Source organism: Pseudonocardia yunnanensis (assembly GCF_039534065.1).
Taxonomy (GTDB): domain Bacteria; phylum Actinomycetota; class Actinomycetes; order Mycobacteriales; family Pseudonocardiaceae; genus Pseudonocardia; species Pseudonocardia yunnanensis.
On the sequence record NZ_BAAAUS010000006.1, the window covers coordinates 338,822 to 353,272 of the forward strand.

General features: G+C 72.3%; 12 protein-coding genes. 5 read left to right on the forward strand and 7 right to left on the reverse strand.

The window, feature by feature from the left end:
- Positions 1–11: 11 nt before the first annotated feature.
- The 4 genes from ABD743_RS07825 to ABD743_RS07840 form a co-directional block, all read right to left on the reverse strand.
- A complete protein-coding gene (locus ABD743_RS07825; RefSeq protein WP_344720743.1) occupies positions 12–1,379 on the reverse strand; it encodes a dihydrolipoamide acetyltransferase family protein in 1,368 nt (455 codons plus the stop codon).
- 5 nt (positions 1,380–1,384) lie between these two features.
- The gene (locus ABD743_RS07830; RefSeq protein WP_344720249.1) at positions 1,385–2,359 is read right to left on the reverse strand and encodes an alpha-ketoacid dehydrogenase subunit beta; all 975 of its coding nucleotides are present in this window, start codon (positions 2,357–2,359) and stop codon (positions 1,385–1,387) included.
- A gap of 1 nt (position 2,360) precedes the next feature.
- Entirely contained in the window at positions 2,361–3,608 is a 1,248-nt protein-coding gene (gene pdhA, locus ABD743_RS07835; RefSeq protein WP_344720251.1) for a pyruvate dehydrogenase (acetyl-transferring) E1 component subunit alpha, read from the reverse strand.
- A 208-nt stretch (positions 3,609–3,816) separates the two neighbouring features.
- Positions 3,817–4,137, reverse strand: coding sequence for an antitoxin (locus tag ABD743_RS07840; RefSeq protein WP_344720253.1), 321 nt, complete (start codon positions 4,135–4,137; stop codon positions 3,817–3,819).
- A gap of 211 nt (positions 4,138–4,348) precedes the next feature.
- On the opposite strand from ABD743_RS07840, the gene ABD743_RS07845 reads away from it, so the two are divergent.
- The 4 genes from ABD743_RS07845 (at position 4,349) to ABD743_RS07860 (ending at position 7,238) form a co-directional block, all read left to right on the forward strand.
- Positions 4,349–5,263 carry an ABC transporter substrate-binding protein gene (locus ABD743_RS07845; protein ID WP_344720255.1) on the forward strand — a complete coding sequence of 305 codons (915 nt, stop codon included), beginning with the start codon at positions 4,349–4,351 and terminating at the stop codon, positions 5,261–5,263.
- Between the two features lie 104 nt (positions 5,264–5,367).
- Positions 5,368–5,547 carry a hypothetical protein gene (locus ABD743_RS07850; protein WP_344720257.1) on the forward strand — a complete coding sequence of 60 codons (180 nt, stop codon included), beginning with the start codon at positions 5,368–5,370 and terminating at the stop codon, positions 5,545–5,547.
- Between the two features lie 7 nt (positions 5,548–5,554).
- Positions 5,555–6,469: an amino acid ABC transporter permease gene (locus tag ABD743_RS07855; protein WP_344720259.1), complete on the forward strand. Its 915-nt coding sequence runs from the start codon at positions 5,555–5,557 to the stop codon at positions 6,467–6,469.
- A 4-nt stretch (positions 6,470–6,473) separates the two neighbouring features.
- On the forward strand, positions 6,474–7,238 hold the full coding sequence (locus ABD743_RS07860) for an amino acid ABC transporter ATP-binding protein (RefSeq protein WP_344720261.1): 765 nt from the start codon (positions 6,474–6,476) through the stop codon (positions 7,236–7,238).
- Positions 7,239–7,402: 164 nt separating this feature from the next.
- Here ABD743_RS07860 and ABD743_RS07865 read toward each other — a convergent pair whose 3' ends face one another.
- From ABD743_RS07865 to ABD743_RS07875, 3 genes are all read right to left on the reverse strand, one after another.
- The gene (locus ABD743_RS07865) at positions 7,403–9,682 is read right to left on the reverse strand and encodes a helix-turn-helix transcriptional regulator (RefSeq protein ID WP_344720263.1); all 2,280 of its coding nucleotides are present in this window, start codon (positions 9,680–9,682) and stop codon (positions 7,403–7,405) included.
- Positions 9,683–9,761: 79 nt separating this feature from the next.
- Positions 9,762–12,074: an ATP-binding protein gene (locus ABD743_RS07870; RefSeq protein WP_344720264.1), complete on the reverse strand. Its 2,313-nt coding sequence runs from the start codon at positions 12,072–12,074 to the stop codon at positions 9,762–9,764.
- Positions 12,075–12,221: 147 nt separating this feature from the next.
- Entirely contained in the window at positions 12,222–13,796 is a 1,575-nt protein-coding gene (locus ABD743_RS07875) for a helix-turn-helix transcriptional regulator (protein WP_344720266.1), read from the reverse strand.
- Between the two features lie 138 nt (positions 13,797–13,934).
- On the opposite strand from ABD743_RS07875, the gene ABD743_RS07880 reads away from it, so the two are divergent.
- Positions 13,935–14,450: a hypothetical protein gene (locus tag ABD743_RS07880; RefSeq protein ID WP_344720268.1), complete on the forward strand. Its 516-nt coding sequence runs from the start codon at positions 13,935–13,937 to the stop codon at positions 14,448–14,450.
- Position 14,451 lies beyond the last annotated feature (1 nt).

Consider the following 14,451-nt stretch of genomic DNA (forward strand, 5'->3'; position numbering starts at 1 on the left):
CGGGGGGCCGTTCACCAGGTGAGAGCGAGCGACGGATCGGTGAGCAGAGCGCCGACGTCGGCGAGGAACCGCGACCCCTGCTCGCCGTCGACCAGCCGGTGGTCGAACGACAGCGCGAGCTGGCAGACCGTACGGACCGCCAGTTCGCCCTCGACCACCCACGGCATCGGCTTGATGGCCCCCACGGCGAGGATCGCCGCCTCACCCGGGTTCAGGATCGGGGTGCCCGTGTCGACGCCGAAGACCCCCACGTTCGTGATCGTGAAGGTGCCACCGACGAGGTCGGCCGGGAGTGTCCGGCCGGCCCGTGCCGTGGCGGTGAGCTCGCCCAGCGCCGCGGCAAGCTCCCGCAGGGTGAGCGTGTCGGCGTCGCGCATCTTGGGGACGATCAGCCCCCGCGGAGTGGCCGCCGCGATCCCGAGCTGCACCCGGTCGTAGTAGACGATCTCGCCCGCCGCTTCGTCCCAGGACGCGTTGACCTCCGGGGTGCGCCGGGCCGCGAGGCACACCGCCTTGGCGACGAACGCCAGCGGCGTCAGCTTGACCTCGGCGTACTCCCGCGTGCCACGCAGCCGGTCGCGCAGCGCCATGGTCTCGGTGATGTCGACGGCCAGGAACTCGGTGACGTGGGGTGCGGTGAATGCGCTGCTCACCATCGCCGCCGCGGTGGCCTTGCGGACCCCACGGATCGGCTCGCGCCGCACCCCACCGGCCGAGGGTGTGGGGGCGGACACGGGCGCGGCGGGCGCGGCAGCGGCGGCCGTGACGTCCTCCCGCGTGATCACGCCACCGGCACCGGAACCGGCGAGGGACCGTAGGTCCACGCCGAGGTCCTTCGCGAGCTTGCGGACCGGGGGCTTGGCGAGCGGAACCGGCCCCGCGCTCGTCCCGTTCCGCGCACCCTCCTTCGTACCGACGGCACTCTCGCCCGGCAGGTCCGGACCAGCGCGCCGCTCGTCCGGCTTCGGGGGTGCGGGGGGTGCGGAGGCGGGGGCGCGGCGGGGACGGCGCTGGACCGAGCCCGGCCGGGGGCCGTAGCCGACGAGCGTGGCGATACGGCCGTCCGCTCCCGCCTCTCCGATCTTCGCGCCTGCCTCCTCGGTGTCGGCGGCCGGCGGTGCGGCGGCGGGGGCGCCTGCCTCGGCGGTCTCGATCGCGATGATCGGAGCCCCGACGGGGACGGTCTGCCCCGGCTCGACCAGCAGCGCGCCCACCGTGCCCGCGTACGGGCTCGGCAGCTCGACCGCGGCCTTGGCCGTCTCGATCTCCACGATGACCTGGTTGACGGAGACGGTGTCGCCGGGGGCGACGTGCCAGGTGACGACCTCGGCCTCGGTCAGCCCCTCGCCGACGTCCGGCATGGCGAACTCACGACGCATCCCCGTCACCAGGCCAATGAGCGGTCGACGGCGTCCAGAACCCGGTCGAGATCGGGGAGGTAGTCCTCCTCGCACTTCGACGGTGGGTAGGGGGTGTCGAATCCCGCGACCCGGATGACCGGCGCCTCCAGGGAGTGGAAGCACAACTCCTGCACCCTCGCTGCCACCTCTGCGGTGATCGAGGATTCCGACGGAGCCTCCGAGACGACGACCAGCCGCCCGGTACGGCGGACGGACTCGACGACAGGACCGAGATCCAACGGCGACAGCGTGCGCAGGTCGATCACCTCGATGTCATGGCCATCTGCCTCGGCAGCCGTGGCGGCCTCCAGGCACGTGCGCATCACCGGGCCGTAACCCGCGAGCGTCAGCGTCGAACCGGATCGGGCCACCCGTGAGGCGAAGAGCGGTAGCGGCGTGGCGTCGAGGTCGACCTCGGCCTTCTCCCAGTACCGCCGCTTCGGCTCGAAGAAGATGATGGGGTCGTCGGAGGCGATGGCCTGCTGGATCATCCAGTAGGCGTCCACCGGGTTGGAGCACGCCACGACCTTCAGCCCCGCGATGTGGGCGAAGAACGACTCCGGCGACTCACTGTGGTGCTCGACCGCACCGATGCCTCCGCCGAACGGGATGCGCACCACCACCGGCATCCGCACCTTGCCCTGCGAACGGAAGTGCAGCTTCGCGAGCTGGGAGCTGATCTGGTCGAACCCGGGGAAGACGAACCCGTCGAACTGGATCTCGCACACCGGCCGGAAGCCCCGGATCGCGAGGCCGACGGCGGTGCCGATGATCCCCGACTCCGCCAGCGGCGTGTCGAGTACGCGCTGCTCGCCGAAGTCCTTCTGCAGCCCGTCGGTGACCCGGAAGACGCCGCCCAGCTTGCCGACGTCCTCGCCCATCACGAGAACCTTCGGGTCGCGCTCCATCGCCGCGCGTAGACCGTCGTTCAGCGCCTTGGCCAACGTGAGAACGGTCATCTCAGGCCCCTTCCCCGCTCGCGCCGGAGAGGGATCCCTCGGGCTCGAACGACTCGTGGTAGGCGAGGAACTCCTCCCGCTGGGCGTCGATCGTGGGGGAGCCTCCCGCGTAGACCTCCGAGAACATCCGGTCAGGAGCGGGCGGGGGCATCTGCAGGCAGAACTCGCGGAACCGGGCGGCCAGCTCGTCGGACTCGGCCTGCACCTCGGCGAAGAACTCCTGCCCGACACCGTGCTCGCGGACCAGGTTGACCCGCACCCGCTCGATCGGGTCCTTGAGCTTCCACAGCTCCAGCTCGTCGGCCAACCGGTAGCGCGATGGATCGTCCGACGTGGTGTGCGCGTCCATGCGGTAGGTGAACGCCTCGATGAGCACCGGCCCGTTGCCGCTGCGGCACTCCTCCAGCGCCCAGCGGGTGACGGCCAGGCAGGCGAGCACGTCGTTGCCGTCGACCCTGATACCGGGGAAGCCGTATCCACCGGCCCGCTTGTAGAGCGGCACCCTGGACTGACGCTCGGTGGGCTCCGAGATCGCCCACTGGTTGTTCTGGCAGTAGAAGACCACCGGGGCGTCGTAGACCGCGGCCCACACGAAGCCCTCGTGGACGTCGCCCTGGCTCGTGGCGCCGTCGCCGAAGAAGCAGATCGTGGCCTCGTTGACCGATCCGACGTCGGTCCCCTCGCCGACCGCGTTGCCGACCCGGCCCTCGAACCGCTGGCCCATCGCGTAGCCGGCGGCGTTGAGGCACTGGTTGCCGATGACGATCGTGTAGAGGTGGAACCGGGTGGCCTTCGGGTCCCAGCCGCCATGGTCGGTGCCGCGGAAGATCCCGAGCAGCTCGGTGGGATCGATTCCCCTGGTCCAGGCCACCCCGTGCTCCCGGTAGGACGGGAACGCCATGTCCTGGGGCTGCAGTGCGCGGCCCGCGCCGATCTGCGCGGCCTCCTGCCCGAGCAGCGGCACCCAGATGCCGAGCTGGCCCTGTCGCTGCAGCGCGTTGGCCTCGCGGTCGAAGCGGCGCACCAGCACCATGTCGCGGTAGAGCCCGCGCAGGGCGGCGACGTCGAGGTCGGTGGCGTAGCGGTCGAAGCGGGGGTCGGGCACCCGCTCGCCCTCGGGCGTCAGGAGTTGGACGAGATCGGGGTCGCCCTCGTCGGTGCCCTTCAGGCCGGCCAGCACCTGCTCGCGGCTCGGGTGCTGCTCGGCGCTCAGGGTGGCGGGCGGTACCCACTCATGCGGGACGGTCACGGTTGCCTCCTCGTGCTCGGGACCCGCAACCGCTCGTGGCGGCACGGGGCGGGCGCGTGTTCGAACCCGACGCCCGGGTGAGGGCGCCGCATCCGGGCGCTGGCGCAATCCTGGCACGATCGCCCCGGCGAGCGGGAGCAACGTCCGCATGCACAAACGGCACGTCCCCCGGCCGGGGACGTGCCGTTGTCGGACCTGCAGTCGGCTGTCAGCGCTCCGGTGTTCCCGGGTACGACTGGCCGGGCTGCGGCGTGGTGCTGCCGGGGGGCCGGTTGAAGTTCGCAGGGCGCTCGTAAGCGGGGTTGTACCCGTTGCCGCCGGCACCGGGGGTCTGCCGGATGCCGGCAAGGCCCTTCGCCTTCTGGGCGACGCCGCTGATCTGGCCCGAGTACTTGCCCTTCGTCTGCTTGTCGACGAACTGGGCAGCCTGGTCGACGAACTTGGCCGCCTGTTCCGGGTTGCTCTTGGCGTAGCGGCGCGCGACCTCCGCGACCGTGGCCAGCGTGGCCAGCTTTCTGAACAGCGGCATTGCGCTCCTCCGTGGTTGTGGTGCGACCGCGGACAGCGCGTCGACGCTGTCCCTGTTGTCCTTGTACCCAGCCTAGCGCCGTCGCTCACCTGGCATCCGCAAGGCGTCACGGAGCGTGACGTCACACAACAGTGACCAATCCGTGAGTGCCCATACGTGGGTGAAATGGCAGCATCCCGGCGTAGCTCCCCGTCAGGTATCGGAGGTCATCGTGCACGCCACCACTCGTTCGTTACCGACTGTGCTCGCCGCTGCTGCGCTGACCGTGGTCCTCGCCGGCTGCGGCGCCAGCGGGGACGGCAGCGGTGGCACATCCGCCGACTCGGTGACCGCAGGCGCTCTCCCGGCCGCGCCGAAGGACAACGCGCTCGCGGCGATGGTGCCCGCCTCGGTCGCGAGCGACGGCCGGCTCGTGTTCGGCACGGATGCGTCGTATCCCCCCAACGAGTTCACCGCCCAGGACGGCACCACCATCATCGGGATGGACGTGGACCTCGGCACGGCCGTGGCCCAGAAGCTGGGGCTCACTCCGGAGTTCCAGAACAGCGCGTTCTCCGGGATCATCCCGGGCATCGAAGGTGCCCGCTACGAGCTGGGCATCTCCTCGTTCACGATCAACGACGAGCGCGTCCAGACCGTGGACATGGTCAGCTACTTCTCGGCAGGCACCAGCCTGGCGGTGAAGGCCGGCAACCCGGACGGCATCACGGCCGACAACCTGTGCGGCCGCGGGGTCGGCGTGCAGGCAGGCACCGTGCAGGTTGACGACATCGCTGCGCGCAGCAAGGCCTGCACCGATGCCGGCAAGGCGGCGATCCAGGTCACCGAGCTGCAACAGCAGACCGACGTGACACTCGCGCTGACGTCGAACCGCATCGCCGCGATGCTGGCCGACTCGCCGGTCGCCTCCTACGCCGTCACCACCACCAGCGGAGCCGTCGAGGTGATCGGGGAACCGTGGGACACAGCGCCCTACGGCATCATCCTGGGCAAGAACCAGGGGCAGTTCGCCCGGGCCGTGCAGGGTGCCCTGCAGTCCCTGATCGCCGACGGGACCTACAAGACGATCCTCGAGAAGTGGAACGTGTCCAACGGCGCGATACCCACTTCCGAGATCAGCAGCTGATCACGCCGCGGCCGTGCTCCGTCAGGTACCGGAGGTCACCGTGTACGCCACCTGTTCGTTACCGGCTGTATTCGTCACGGTTCCGTCCGCGAACCGTCGGAGTGGTGGGGGACCCGAGGGACACAGCGCGGTACGGCATCATCCTGGCCGAGAACCACGGGCAGTCCGCACAAGCCGTGCGGGGTGCTGTGAAGTCCGTGATGACCGACGGAACCTACAAGACGATCCTCGAGAAGTGGAACGTGTCCAACGGCGCGATACCCACTTCCGAGATCCGGAGCTGATCTCGCAGTGACCACCTCTTCGCCCGTCGAGACGACGCGGCGGCCGCCGCCGATCAAGGCCGTGCCCGTCCGGCACCCCGGCCGCTGGCTCGCGGTCGCCGTGCTGGCCGTGCTGGCGGCGATGCTCGTCAACACGATCCTCACCAACCCTGGCTTCCGCTGGCCGGTGGTCGGGGAGTACCTCTTCTCCCCACCGGTGCTGAACGGCCTGAGCAACACGCTCGTGCTGACCGTTCTGTCGATGGCGATCGGCATCGTCGGCGGCATCGCGCTCGCGATCATGCGGCTGTCGCCGAACCCGGTGCTCTCCAGCGTCTCGGCCGTCTACATCTGGCTGTTCCGCGGCACACCGCTGATCGCGCAGCTGCTGTTCTGGAACTTCCTGGCCGCGCTCTACCCGCGGCTCGCGCTGGGCATCCCGTTCGGCCCGGAGTTCATCTCGTTCGACACGAACCAGCTGATCAACCAGTTCGCGGCATGCCTGCTCGGCCTCGGCCTCAACGAGGCGGCCTACATGGCCGAGATCGTGCGCGGCGGGCTGCAGTCGGTGGACCATGGCCAGTCGGAGGCGGCGGGCGCGCTGGGCATGTCCCGGGCCCAGACGCTGCGGCGGATCGTGCTGCCCCAGGCCATGAGGGTGATCATCCCGCCCACCGGCAACGAGACCATCTCGATGCTGAAGACCACCTCGCTGGTGGTCGTGATCGGCTACTTCGAGCTGCTCACCTCGGTGCAGCGGATCTACTCCACCAACTTCCAGACGATCCCGCTGCTCATCGTGGCCGCCGCCTGGTACCTGGCACTGACGTCGCTGCTCTCGATCGGGCAGGGCTTCATCGAGCGCCACTACGGGCGGGGCACGAGTCGCGGTCCCACGGGCTCACGGCTGTTGTCGTGGCGGGCCCCCGAGCAGGCACGGTGACGACATGACCACACCCATGGTCGAAGCGATCGAGGTCCACAAGAGCTTCGGACACGTCGAGGTGCTCCGCGGCATCGACATGACCGTCATGCCCGGCGAGGTCGCCTGCGTCATCGGCCCGTCCGGATCGGGCAAGTCCACGTTCCTGCGCTGCATCAACCACCTCGAACGCATCGACGCCGGCGCCATGCGGGTGAGCGGCCAGCTCATCGGCTACCGCGAGTCCGGCGGCAAGCTCCACGAGCTGCGCGAGTCGGAGGTGGCGCGGCAGCGGCGCGACATCGGCATGGTGTTCCAGCGGTTCAACCTGTTCCCGCACAAGACCGCAGCCGAGAACGTCATGGAGGCGCCGCGCACCGTCCGCCGGGAGCCGAAGCGGCAGGCCCGGGAGCGCGCGATGGCGCTGCTGGACCGCGTCGGGCTCTCGGAGAAGTACGACTCCTACCCCTCCCAGCTCTCCGGAGGGCAACAGCAGCGGGTGGCGATCGCACGGGCGCTGGCGATGAGCCCGCGGCTCATGCTGTTCGACGAGCCCACCTCGGCGCTGGACCCCGAGCTCGTCGGCGAGGTGCTCGACGTGATGCGCGGTCTCGCCCGCGAGGGCATGACGATGGTCGTGGTGACCCACGAGATGGGGTTCGCCCGCGAGGTCGGCGACACACTGGTGTTCATGGACGAGGGCCGCATCGTCGAGGCAGGCGATCCGCGCCAGGTACTCACCAACCCACGGCACCAGCGCACGCAGGCGTTCCTGTCGAAGGTGCTGTAGGAGGGTGCTGAGCAACTCCGCCCGTAGCGAGCGGTGATCCAGGTGGTGGCATCGCAAGGCGGAGGAGGGGCCGATACCGCTGTTGTATCGGGCCCGACGACAACGCCGCGAGGGCGCCGCCTGGGCGCCGCGCAGTAGGGCCGAGTTGTTCAGCGCGCTCCTAATCAGCGGCGGGCGCTGCGGCGCAGCGCGTGCACGGTGGCGTCGGCCCGGCCCCTGGCGCCGATCTTGGAGTAGATCCGCGTGACATGCTGCTCCACCGTGGACACGCTGATCGACAGTTCGGACGCGATCTGCTTGTTCGCCCGGCCGCCTGCGATGAGGTCGAGCACCTCGGCCTCGCGTGCGGTGAGCCCGTCGGGATCCGTGCCTTCCTGCGCGGGGCCGCGGTCGAGCGCCAGCGCCAGCACCTCCCCGGGGGACAGGTCCTGGCCGCTCGCCCAGGCCGAAGCGAACGCCGCCTCGCCGAGTCCGGCCCTCGCCGAGGCGACCGCTTGGCGCATCCCCTCCTGGTCGGGTGCGGAGACGTAACCACCCGCGTCGACGCGCGACAGCAGCGCCTCCGCGGCCGAGAAGAGCCGGACCGCGCGCGGCACGTCGGCGTCCACCGTGGCGAGCCCTTGCAGGCAGAAGGCCACGTTCGGCGCGTCACCCACCTCGGCGGCCAGTCGCAGCCCCTCCCGGAAGTGGGCGGCGGCGTCGGCATCGCGCCCGGCGTCCATGGCCACGCCCGCGAGCAGGTGCGACGCCATCGCCGCGCCCTCCCGGTCACCCACCGACCCGGCCAGGTCGAGTGCCCTGCGCCCCTGCTCCTCCGCCCGGTCGAGCCTGCCCTCGCGCCGGGCGACCGTGCCGAGGAAGCACGACATGAACGACGCCGCCCATTGCTGCCCGCAGGACAGCGCCAGCCCGACCCCCCGCTCGAGCAGCTCGACGCCCCGCTCCTGCTCCTCGAGGCCGATCGCGGCGAACCCGGCGCTGCTCAGCGCGTAGGTCTCGACAGCGGTGTCGCCCACACCGTGGGCGAACCGGATACTGGATTCGAGCAGGTCTGCGGCCGTCCGGTAGTCGGCCTGCCCGCAGGCCATCGTGCCGGCCACGTACGTCGCTCGCGCCCGGGCCTGCGGCGACAACGGAACGGCGAGGGCCTGCTCCATCGCCTGGCGCCCCTCACTGAAACGGCCGCGCAACCACCAGAACAGCCACACGTTCCAGCCGAGCCGCGCGAGGCGCTCCCCGTCGCCGGTCTGCGCCAGCGTCGTGGCCGCTCCGCGCAGGTCCGGCTCGGCGTCGTCGAGGCGGCGCAACCAGTCCAGCTGCTCGGGGCCCTGGAGGCCCGCAGCCGCCTGCCCGGTGAGGGCGAGGACGCACGCGGCGTGCGCGGCCAGCGCAGCGGCCAGCGCGTCCTGCTCGTCCAGGAGCGCGAGCCCGAACTGGCGGACCGGCTCGAGCATCCGATACCGGGTGGTCCCGCTGGCCCCAGCGCCTGCCTCCGCCACCACCAGTGACTGGTCCACCAGCACGGTCAGCAGGTCGAGCGGGCGCTGGTCGGCCGGGGCGGCGGCCGCTGCGGCGTCCAACCCCCACCAGCCCGAGAACACCGACAGCCGCGCGAAGAACAGCCGTTGTGGATCGTCGAGCAGGTCGTGGCTCCAGCGCAGCGCCGCCTCCAGGCTGCGGTGGCGAGGCTCGACGCCGCGATCGCCGCCCGCGAGGAGTTCGAGCTGGTCGGACAGCATCGCGGCGATCTCCGGAGCGGCGAGGACGGTGATCCTGGCGGTGGCGAGCTCGATGGCCAGCGGGAGACCGTCGAGTCCCCGGCAGATCTCGCCGATCGCCTGTGACGTGGTGGGTGTCAGCGAGAAGGTGGGCAACCGGTTGCGGGCTCGCTCGATGAACAGCCGCACCGCGTCGCCGTGCACCAACGGCGGCACCCGCCAGACGATCTCACCCGGCAGGCCGAGCGACCGCCTGCTGGTCGCGAGCACACGCACGTGCGGGCACCCGGCCAGCAGCCCGTGGACCAGCGCCGCGGCGGCTTCGACAACGTGCTCGCAGTTGTCCAGCAGGAGGAGCAGTGTGCGCTCGCGCAGGGCACCCGTGAACACGTCCGGCAGTGGGACGCCGGGCTGCTCGCGCACGGCGAGGGCCTGCGCGACGAGCTGCGGGACGAGGTCGGCGTCGCCCGTTGCGGCCAGGTCGACGAACCAGCAACCCTCCGGGAACCGGCCGAGCGTCTCCGCGGCGACACGGGTGGCGAGCCGCGTCTTGCCACAGCCGCCGGGCCCGGTCAGCGTGATCAACCGCTGCTCGGCGAGCGCAGCGGTGACTGCGGCAACCTCCGCGCCGCGCCCGACGAAGCGCGTGAGGTCGAAGGGCAGGTTGTGGACGCCGTCCTCGGGCACGACCTGCCACGCGGAGGCGGCCCCGGTCGTCCTGGCCACGGCCGGATGCTTCCACAGCGGCCCGGCCCGGACCATGTGACGCAGGCCCCGTGACCCGCTCGGTGGAATCCCCGACCGTTCAGGTCCCGGCCCTGACCTGCGCGGCGAGAGCCGCCCGGGTCGGGACACCCAACTTGCCGAAAGCCCGCCCGAGATGTGTCTCGACGGTCTTGACCGAGAGCATCAGCTCCTCGGCGATCTCACGGTTGGTGCGGCCGGTCGCGACCATCAGGGCGATCTGGTGCTCGCGGGGGCTCAGCACGTCGCGGGCGGTGCTTCCGTTTCCACCGCTGCGGATCCCCCGCAGCAGGGCGGTTGCCTGTGCACCGAGCCCGGCGGCCCCGCATCGAGCCAGCACATCGGCCGCCTCGCCCAGCTCGGCCGTCGCGCGGGACCTCTGCCCGGCGGCCCCCAGCGCGATGCCGGCGAGCGTGCGGGAGCGAGCAGCCTCGACCGGGTTGCCCGCGCCGTCGAGCAGCTCGGCGGACCGCAGTGCCAGGCAGGCCGCCCGCGCGTGCTCGCGGTGGGCGTTGCGGACGGCCGCTGCCGCACGCAGCGCCCACCCGGTGCGGCCGGCGAGACCGAGACCGGCCGCCGCCTCCTCGGCCCGCTCGGCCCAGACCGTGGCGTCGGCCCGGCGCCCCGAGCGGATCTCGGCTTCGGTGAGCAGCGCGAACCAGTAAGGCCGCCGGCTCCGGGCGATCCGCGGGAGCTCCGCCCCGCCTCCGGCCTCCCGCAACGCCGCGAGCCCCGCGTCGTGGTCGCCTGCCACGAGCCGCACCTCCGCGGTGGTGGCAGCGATCTCGGCGGTGGTCCCGGGCAGACCGCGCGCTCGCCGGCACAGCCGCGCCGCCCCGGGCAGGTCCCCGGCGACGATCGCGGTGGCGCAGCGGCTCCACAGCGCGCGCAGGCGGCTCTCGGGTGCACCCGTCGACCGCGAACCGGCGATGGCCGCGTCACCGCTGCGCGCTGCCTCGGCCAGCGCGCCCGTCCAGGTCAATGCAACGGCGAGGGCGGAGCGCGCCTCAGGCAGCAGGTGGACCTGGCCGGTCTGCTCGGCGAGGGCGATCGCCCGGCGCAGGTGAACGCATGCGGGGTCGGGCCGCTCGATCGTGGTCTCGCTCCAGCCGAGCAGGAGCAAGGCATCGATTTGGGTGGTGAGGACGTCGTCCGGGAGAGGATCGAGCAGTGCGGCCGCCTCGTCGGCGGCCGCGCCGGTCTCGGCAACGGAGCCTGCCCGGCCGGCCGCTCCGGCCAGCAGCGCAGCCGCCGCCCCCTGCAGTATCGGGTCCGTGCCGGTCGCGCCGCGGGCCCGGCTCGCCCAGCTCCGTGCCTGCTCGTGATCGGCAGCCCGGAGGTGAGCCGTACCGATCGCCAGCCGCAGCAGGGTGGCGGTGGCCGAGTCGGTGTCGGGAACGGCGTCCAGAGCCGCGGTGAGCAGCCGCACCGCCTCCGGTCCCTGGCACGTGTGCCCGCCGACGCCCGCGGATTCCGGCTCAGCGGGAGAGATACGGGCGCGTGCGTCGGCACACCGTCCCGGGCCGGTCGACCTGTACGCCGCACGCCGCAACACCGGGCGCCGGAACGTGAAGCACCGTGGTACCCCGGTCGCACGCACGAGGTCGCGGCTGCACAGCTCGTCGAGCAGGTCGAGCGCCTCCCCCTCCGGCAGTGCGGCAGCGGCCGCGGCCCGTCCGATCTCGAACGGATCCCCGACGGCGGCAGCAGCGGAGAGCAGCCGCGTTGCGGAGGCCGGCAGCGCGCCCAGCTCCTCGCGCAAGGACGCGACGATGCCGCTCGGCACTCCCGGCCCGGCACCGTCCGGTCCGTCGGACGGCGCAGCCGCCGAGCGTGCGAGCTCGTGCAGATAGAACGGGTTGCCTCCGCTCTCCTCGCGGATGCGGGCCCGTTCGGGATCGGGGAGACGGCCATCGAGCAATGCATCGGCCTGGTCGGCGGGCAGGGGCCCGAGCTCGACCGTCGACAGCGTGCCTGCCCGTTCGGCGGCCCGTAGTGCCCGCAACAGCCCGCGCGGGGCGTACTGCGGCCGCAGCCCCATACCGAAGAGCACCCGGTCACCGGGCGGGTGGCGCAGCATGCGGTCGACGAGCTCGACGGCGGCCGGGTCGGCCCGGTGAACGTCGTCCACGACGACGAGCAGCGGTGCCCCGCTGGCGGACGGCGCCGCAAAGTACGGCGCCGGCCCGTCCCGGCCGACCCGACCGACCACCACGAGGAAACCCGCAGCCTCGGCGCTCCCCGCCAGATGCTCCAGCAGCAGGGTCTTGCCGATGCCGGGCTCGCCGCACACCACGAGGGCATGCGACGAGCCGGCAGCGACCTCAGCCACGACGACGTCGGCGAAAGCCTGTTCGACCTCACGCCCGACCATCGTGGCGGGTCCTCCCCGTCGTGGTTCCGAACGGCCCGCACACCCCCTCGGAGCGGGCCACCTGCAGCCTGTCCCGACCGCACTCGCGGGACCATCCGGGATAACCCCTACGCGGTACCCCTGCGACTCCGACACGACCGCACCCCCTCACCGCAACGGGACGAGGAGACCGCCGACGGCGGCGCGGGTGCGGGCACCGAGCTTCCCGAGCACCCGGGAGACGTAGCGCTCCACGGTCTTCTCGGCCAGATGCAGTGCCTCGCCGATCTCCCGGTTCGTCCGGCCCTCGGAGACGAGCGCGGCTACCACCTGCTCCCGGTCGGTCAACTCGTCCCGTACTCGCCGGCGCGCCTGCGGCCCCAGCACGCGACGCACGACGATCCTGGCGCCCTCGGGAGCGTGGACGGAGCCCCGGCAGCCCGGCGCGGTCCCGCGGTGGGTCGTGGGAGGGGTTCCAGCAGCGCTCCTGCCGGTAGCCGCCAGGCCGAGGACATCCTGGACGGTGGCCCGGGCGGCGCCCGGCCGGCCGGCGCTCTCGAGGGCGAAGGCCCGCCGCGTGAGCAGAACGACCCGCTCGGCGGTGGTGACCTGGGGCAACAGGCGCAGCGCATCGGCGTACCACTGTGCGGCATCGCCGGGCACACGCGCCGCGATGCCGTCGGCGGCGCGGATGAGCAGCCCGGCGGACGTGCGGTCACCCGGCCGGGCCGACTGTGCGACATGCGGGGCCAGCGCGACCGGCGGCGCCCCGGCACGTGCCAGCGCACCGGCGGCTCTCGCGTGCGCGCCGGCGCTCCACCCGGGCCCGGTGTGGTCGCGGACGATCCGGTGCAGCAGCGGGTGCCGGAACCGGAACGCACGGCTCGCGTCGGCCGGACGGACGAGGCCGGCATCGACGAGCTCGTCGATCGGGGGCCGCACGGGGCTGCCCGCCGCCACGGCCGCCAGGTCGAGGTCGAACGGGTCACCCACGACAGCCGCGCCCTGCAGCAGGCATCGAGCCTCCTGACCGAGCTGCTCGATCTCCTCGACCACCAGGTCCACCACCGCCCCCGGGACGCCTCCGCCGTGGCGCGCCACGTGGAGCAGGAGGAACGGGTTACCACCGCATCGGCGCACCAGCGCGTCACGCCGCGCCATCAGCCGGGCCGACGGGGCGACGAGCCGCGTGGCCGCCCGGTCGTCGAGCGGACCGAGCTCGACCCGTTCGACGAGCCCGGATGCCGTTGCTTCGGCCAGCGCGGCGGCGAGCCGCTCCTGCCGGGGGAGCGGCCGGCGGGCGAGCACGAGCAGCACGGGCGCGCGGGGCGGCGCGCGGAGCAGATGCCCCAGCAACTCGACGGACGCCCGATCCGCCCACTGGAGGTCGTCGAGCGCGAGCACCGCGGGCCGCCTCGCGGCGAGCCGCTCGAGCAGCGACCCGACGACCGCGTGCGGACGCGGGAACGGCGCCAGGCCTGCCGAGGGCAGGTGGGCGCCCAGCGCCTCGGCGAGCGGTGCGTACGGGCTCTTCTGCGCGCACTCGGCGCCGCGACCGACGAGCACGAGCCCGCCGTCGGCGCGCACCCGCTCGGTGTGGACGCCGAGCAGGGCGCTCTTGCCGATCCCCGGCTCGCCGACCAGCTCCACGACGACGCCGCCACGCACAGCTCTGCCCCACGCGTGGTCGAGCCGGGTCAGCTCCAGCGCCCGCCCGGCGAGCTCCCCTTCCGACCTCGGCATGCGTCACCCCTGGTCAGGAACCCCCGCTCGTGGGGCGACGGTACCCAAATACCGCGAGGTCGCGGGGTCTCCCCGATACCGCTCACCCTGCTGGGCCACACAGCATCGACGCCGCCGCACCCTCCCGAAAGGGCTGACATGGACCCGGCGACCACGTTCTACCAGACCCTCAGCAGCATGAGCCTCACGCTGCTCGCGATCTGGTTCGCAGTCATGCAGTTCGCTCACGGTGGGTGGCGCACCGACCCGGAGCGGCACTCCACCACCCTGCACGTGACTCTGAAGTTCTTCCTGCCCGGCGTGATGGGCCTCGCCTCGCTGCTGGCGTCGGTGAACGACGGCGGGCTCATCTGGCGGATCACGTTCGTGCTGGGTGGATTGATCGGACTGGTCGAGTCGGTGCGCTACCTGCAGCGCGGCGGGGGCCAGGCCGGGCGCATCACCGTCCGGAAGCTCTCGGTGGTGGACCCGCTGCTCTATGCCCTCGTGGTGGCCGCCGCGTTCGTCCCGCCCGGCGCCACCCGGCTCACGCCGCTGCAGATCGAGGGCATCGTCACCGGCCTGCTGTTCGTCTCCGGCCTCTGTGGAGTCTGGCTCGCGGTCGCCGAGCGCGCCCCGGAGCAGGAGGGCGCGGACTCGACGAAGTCGACGTAGT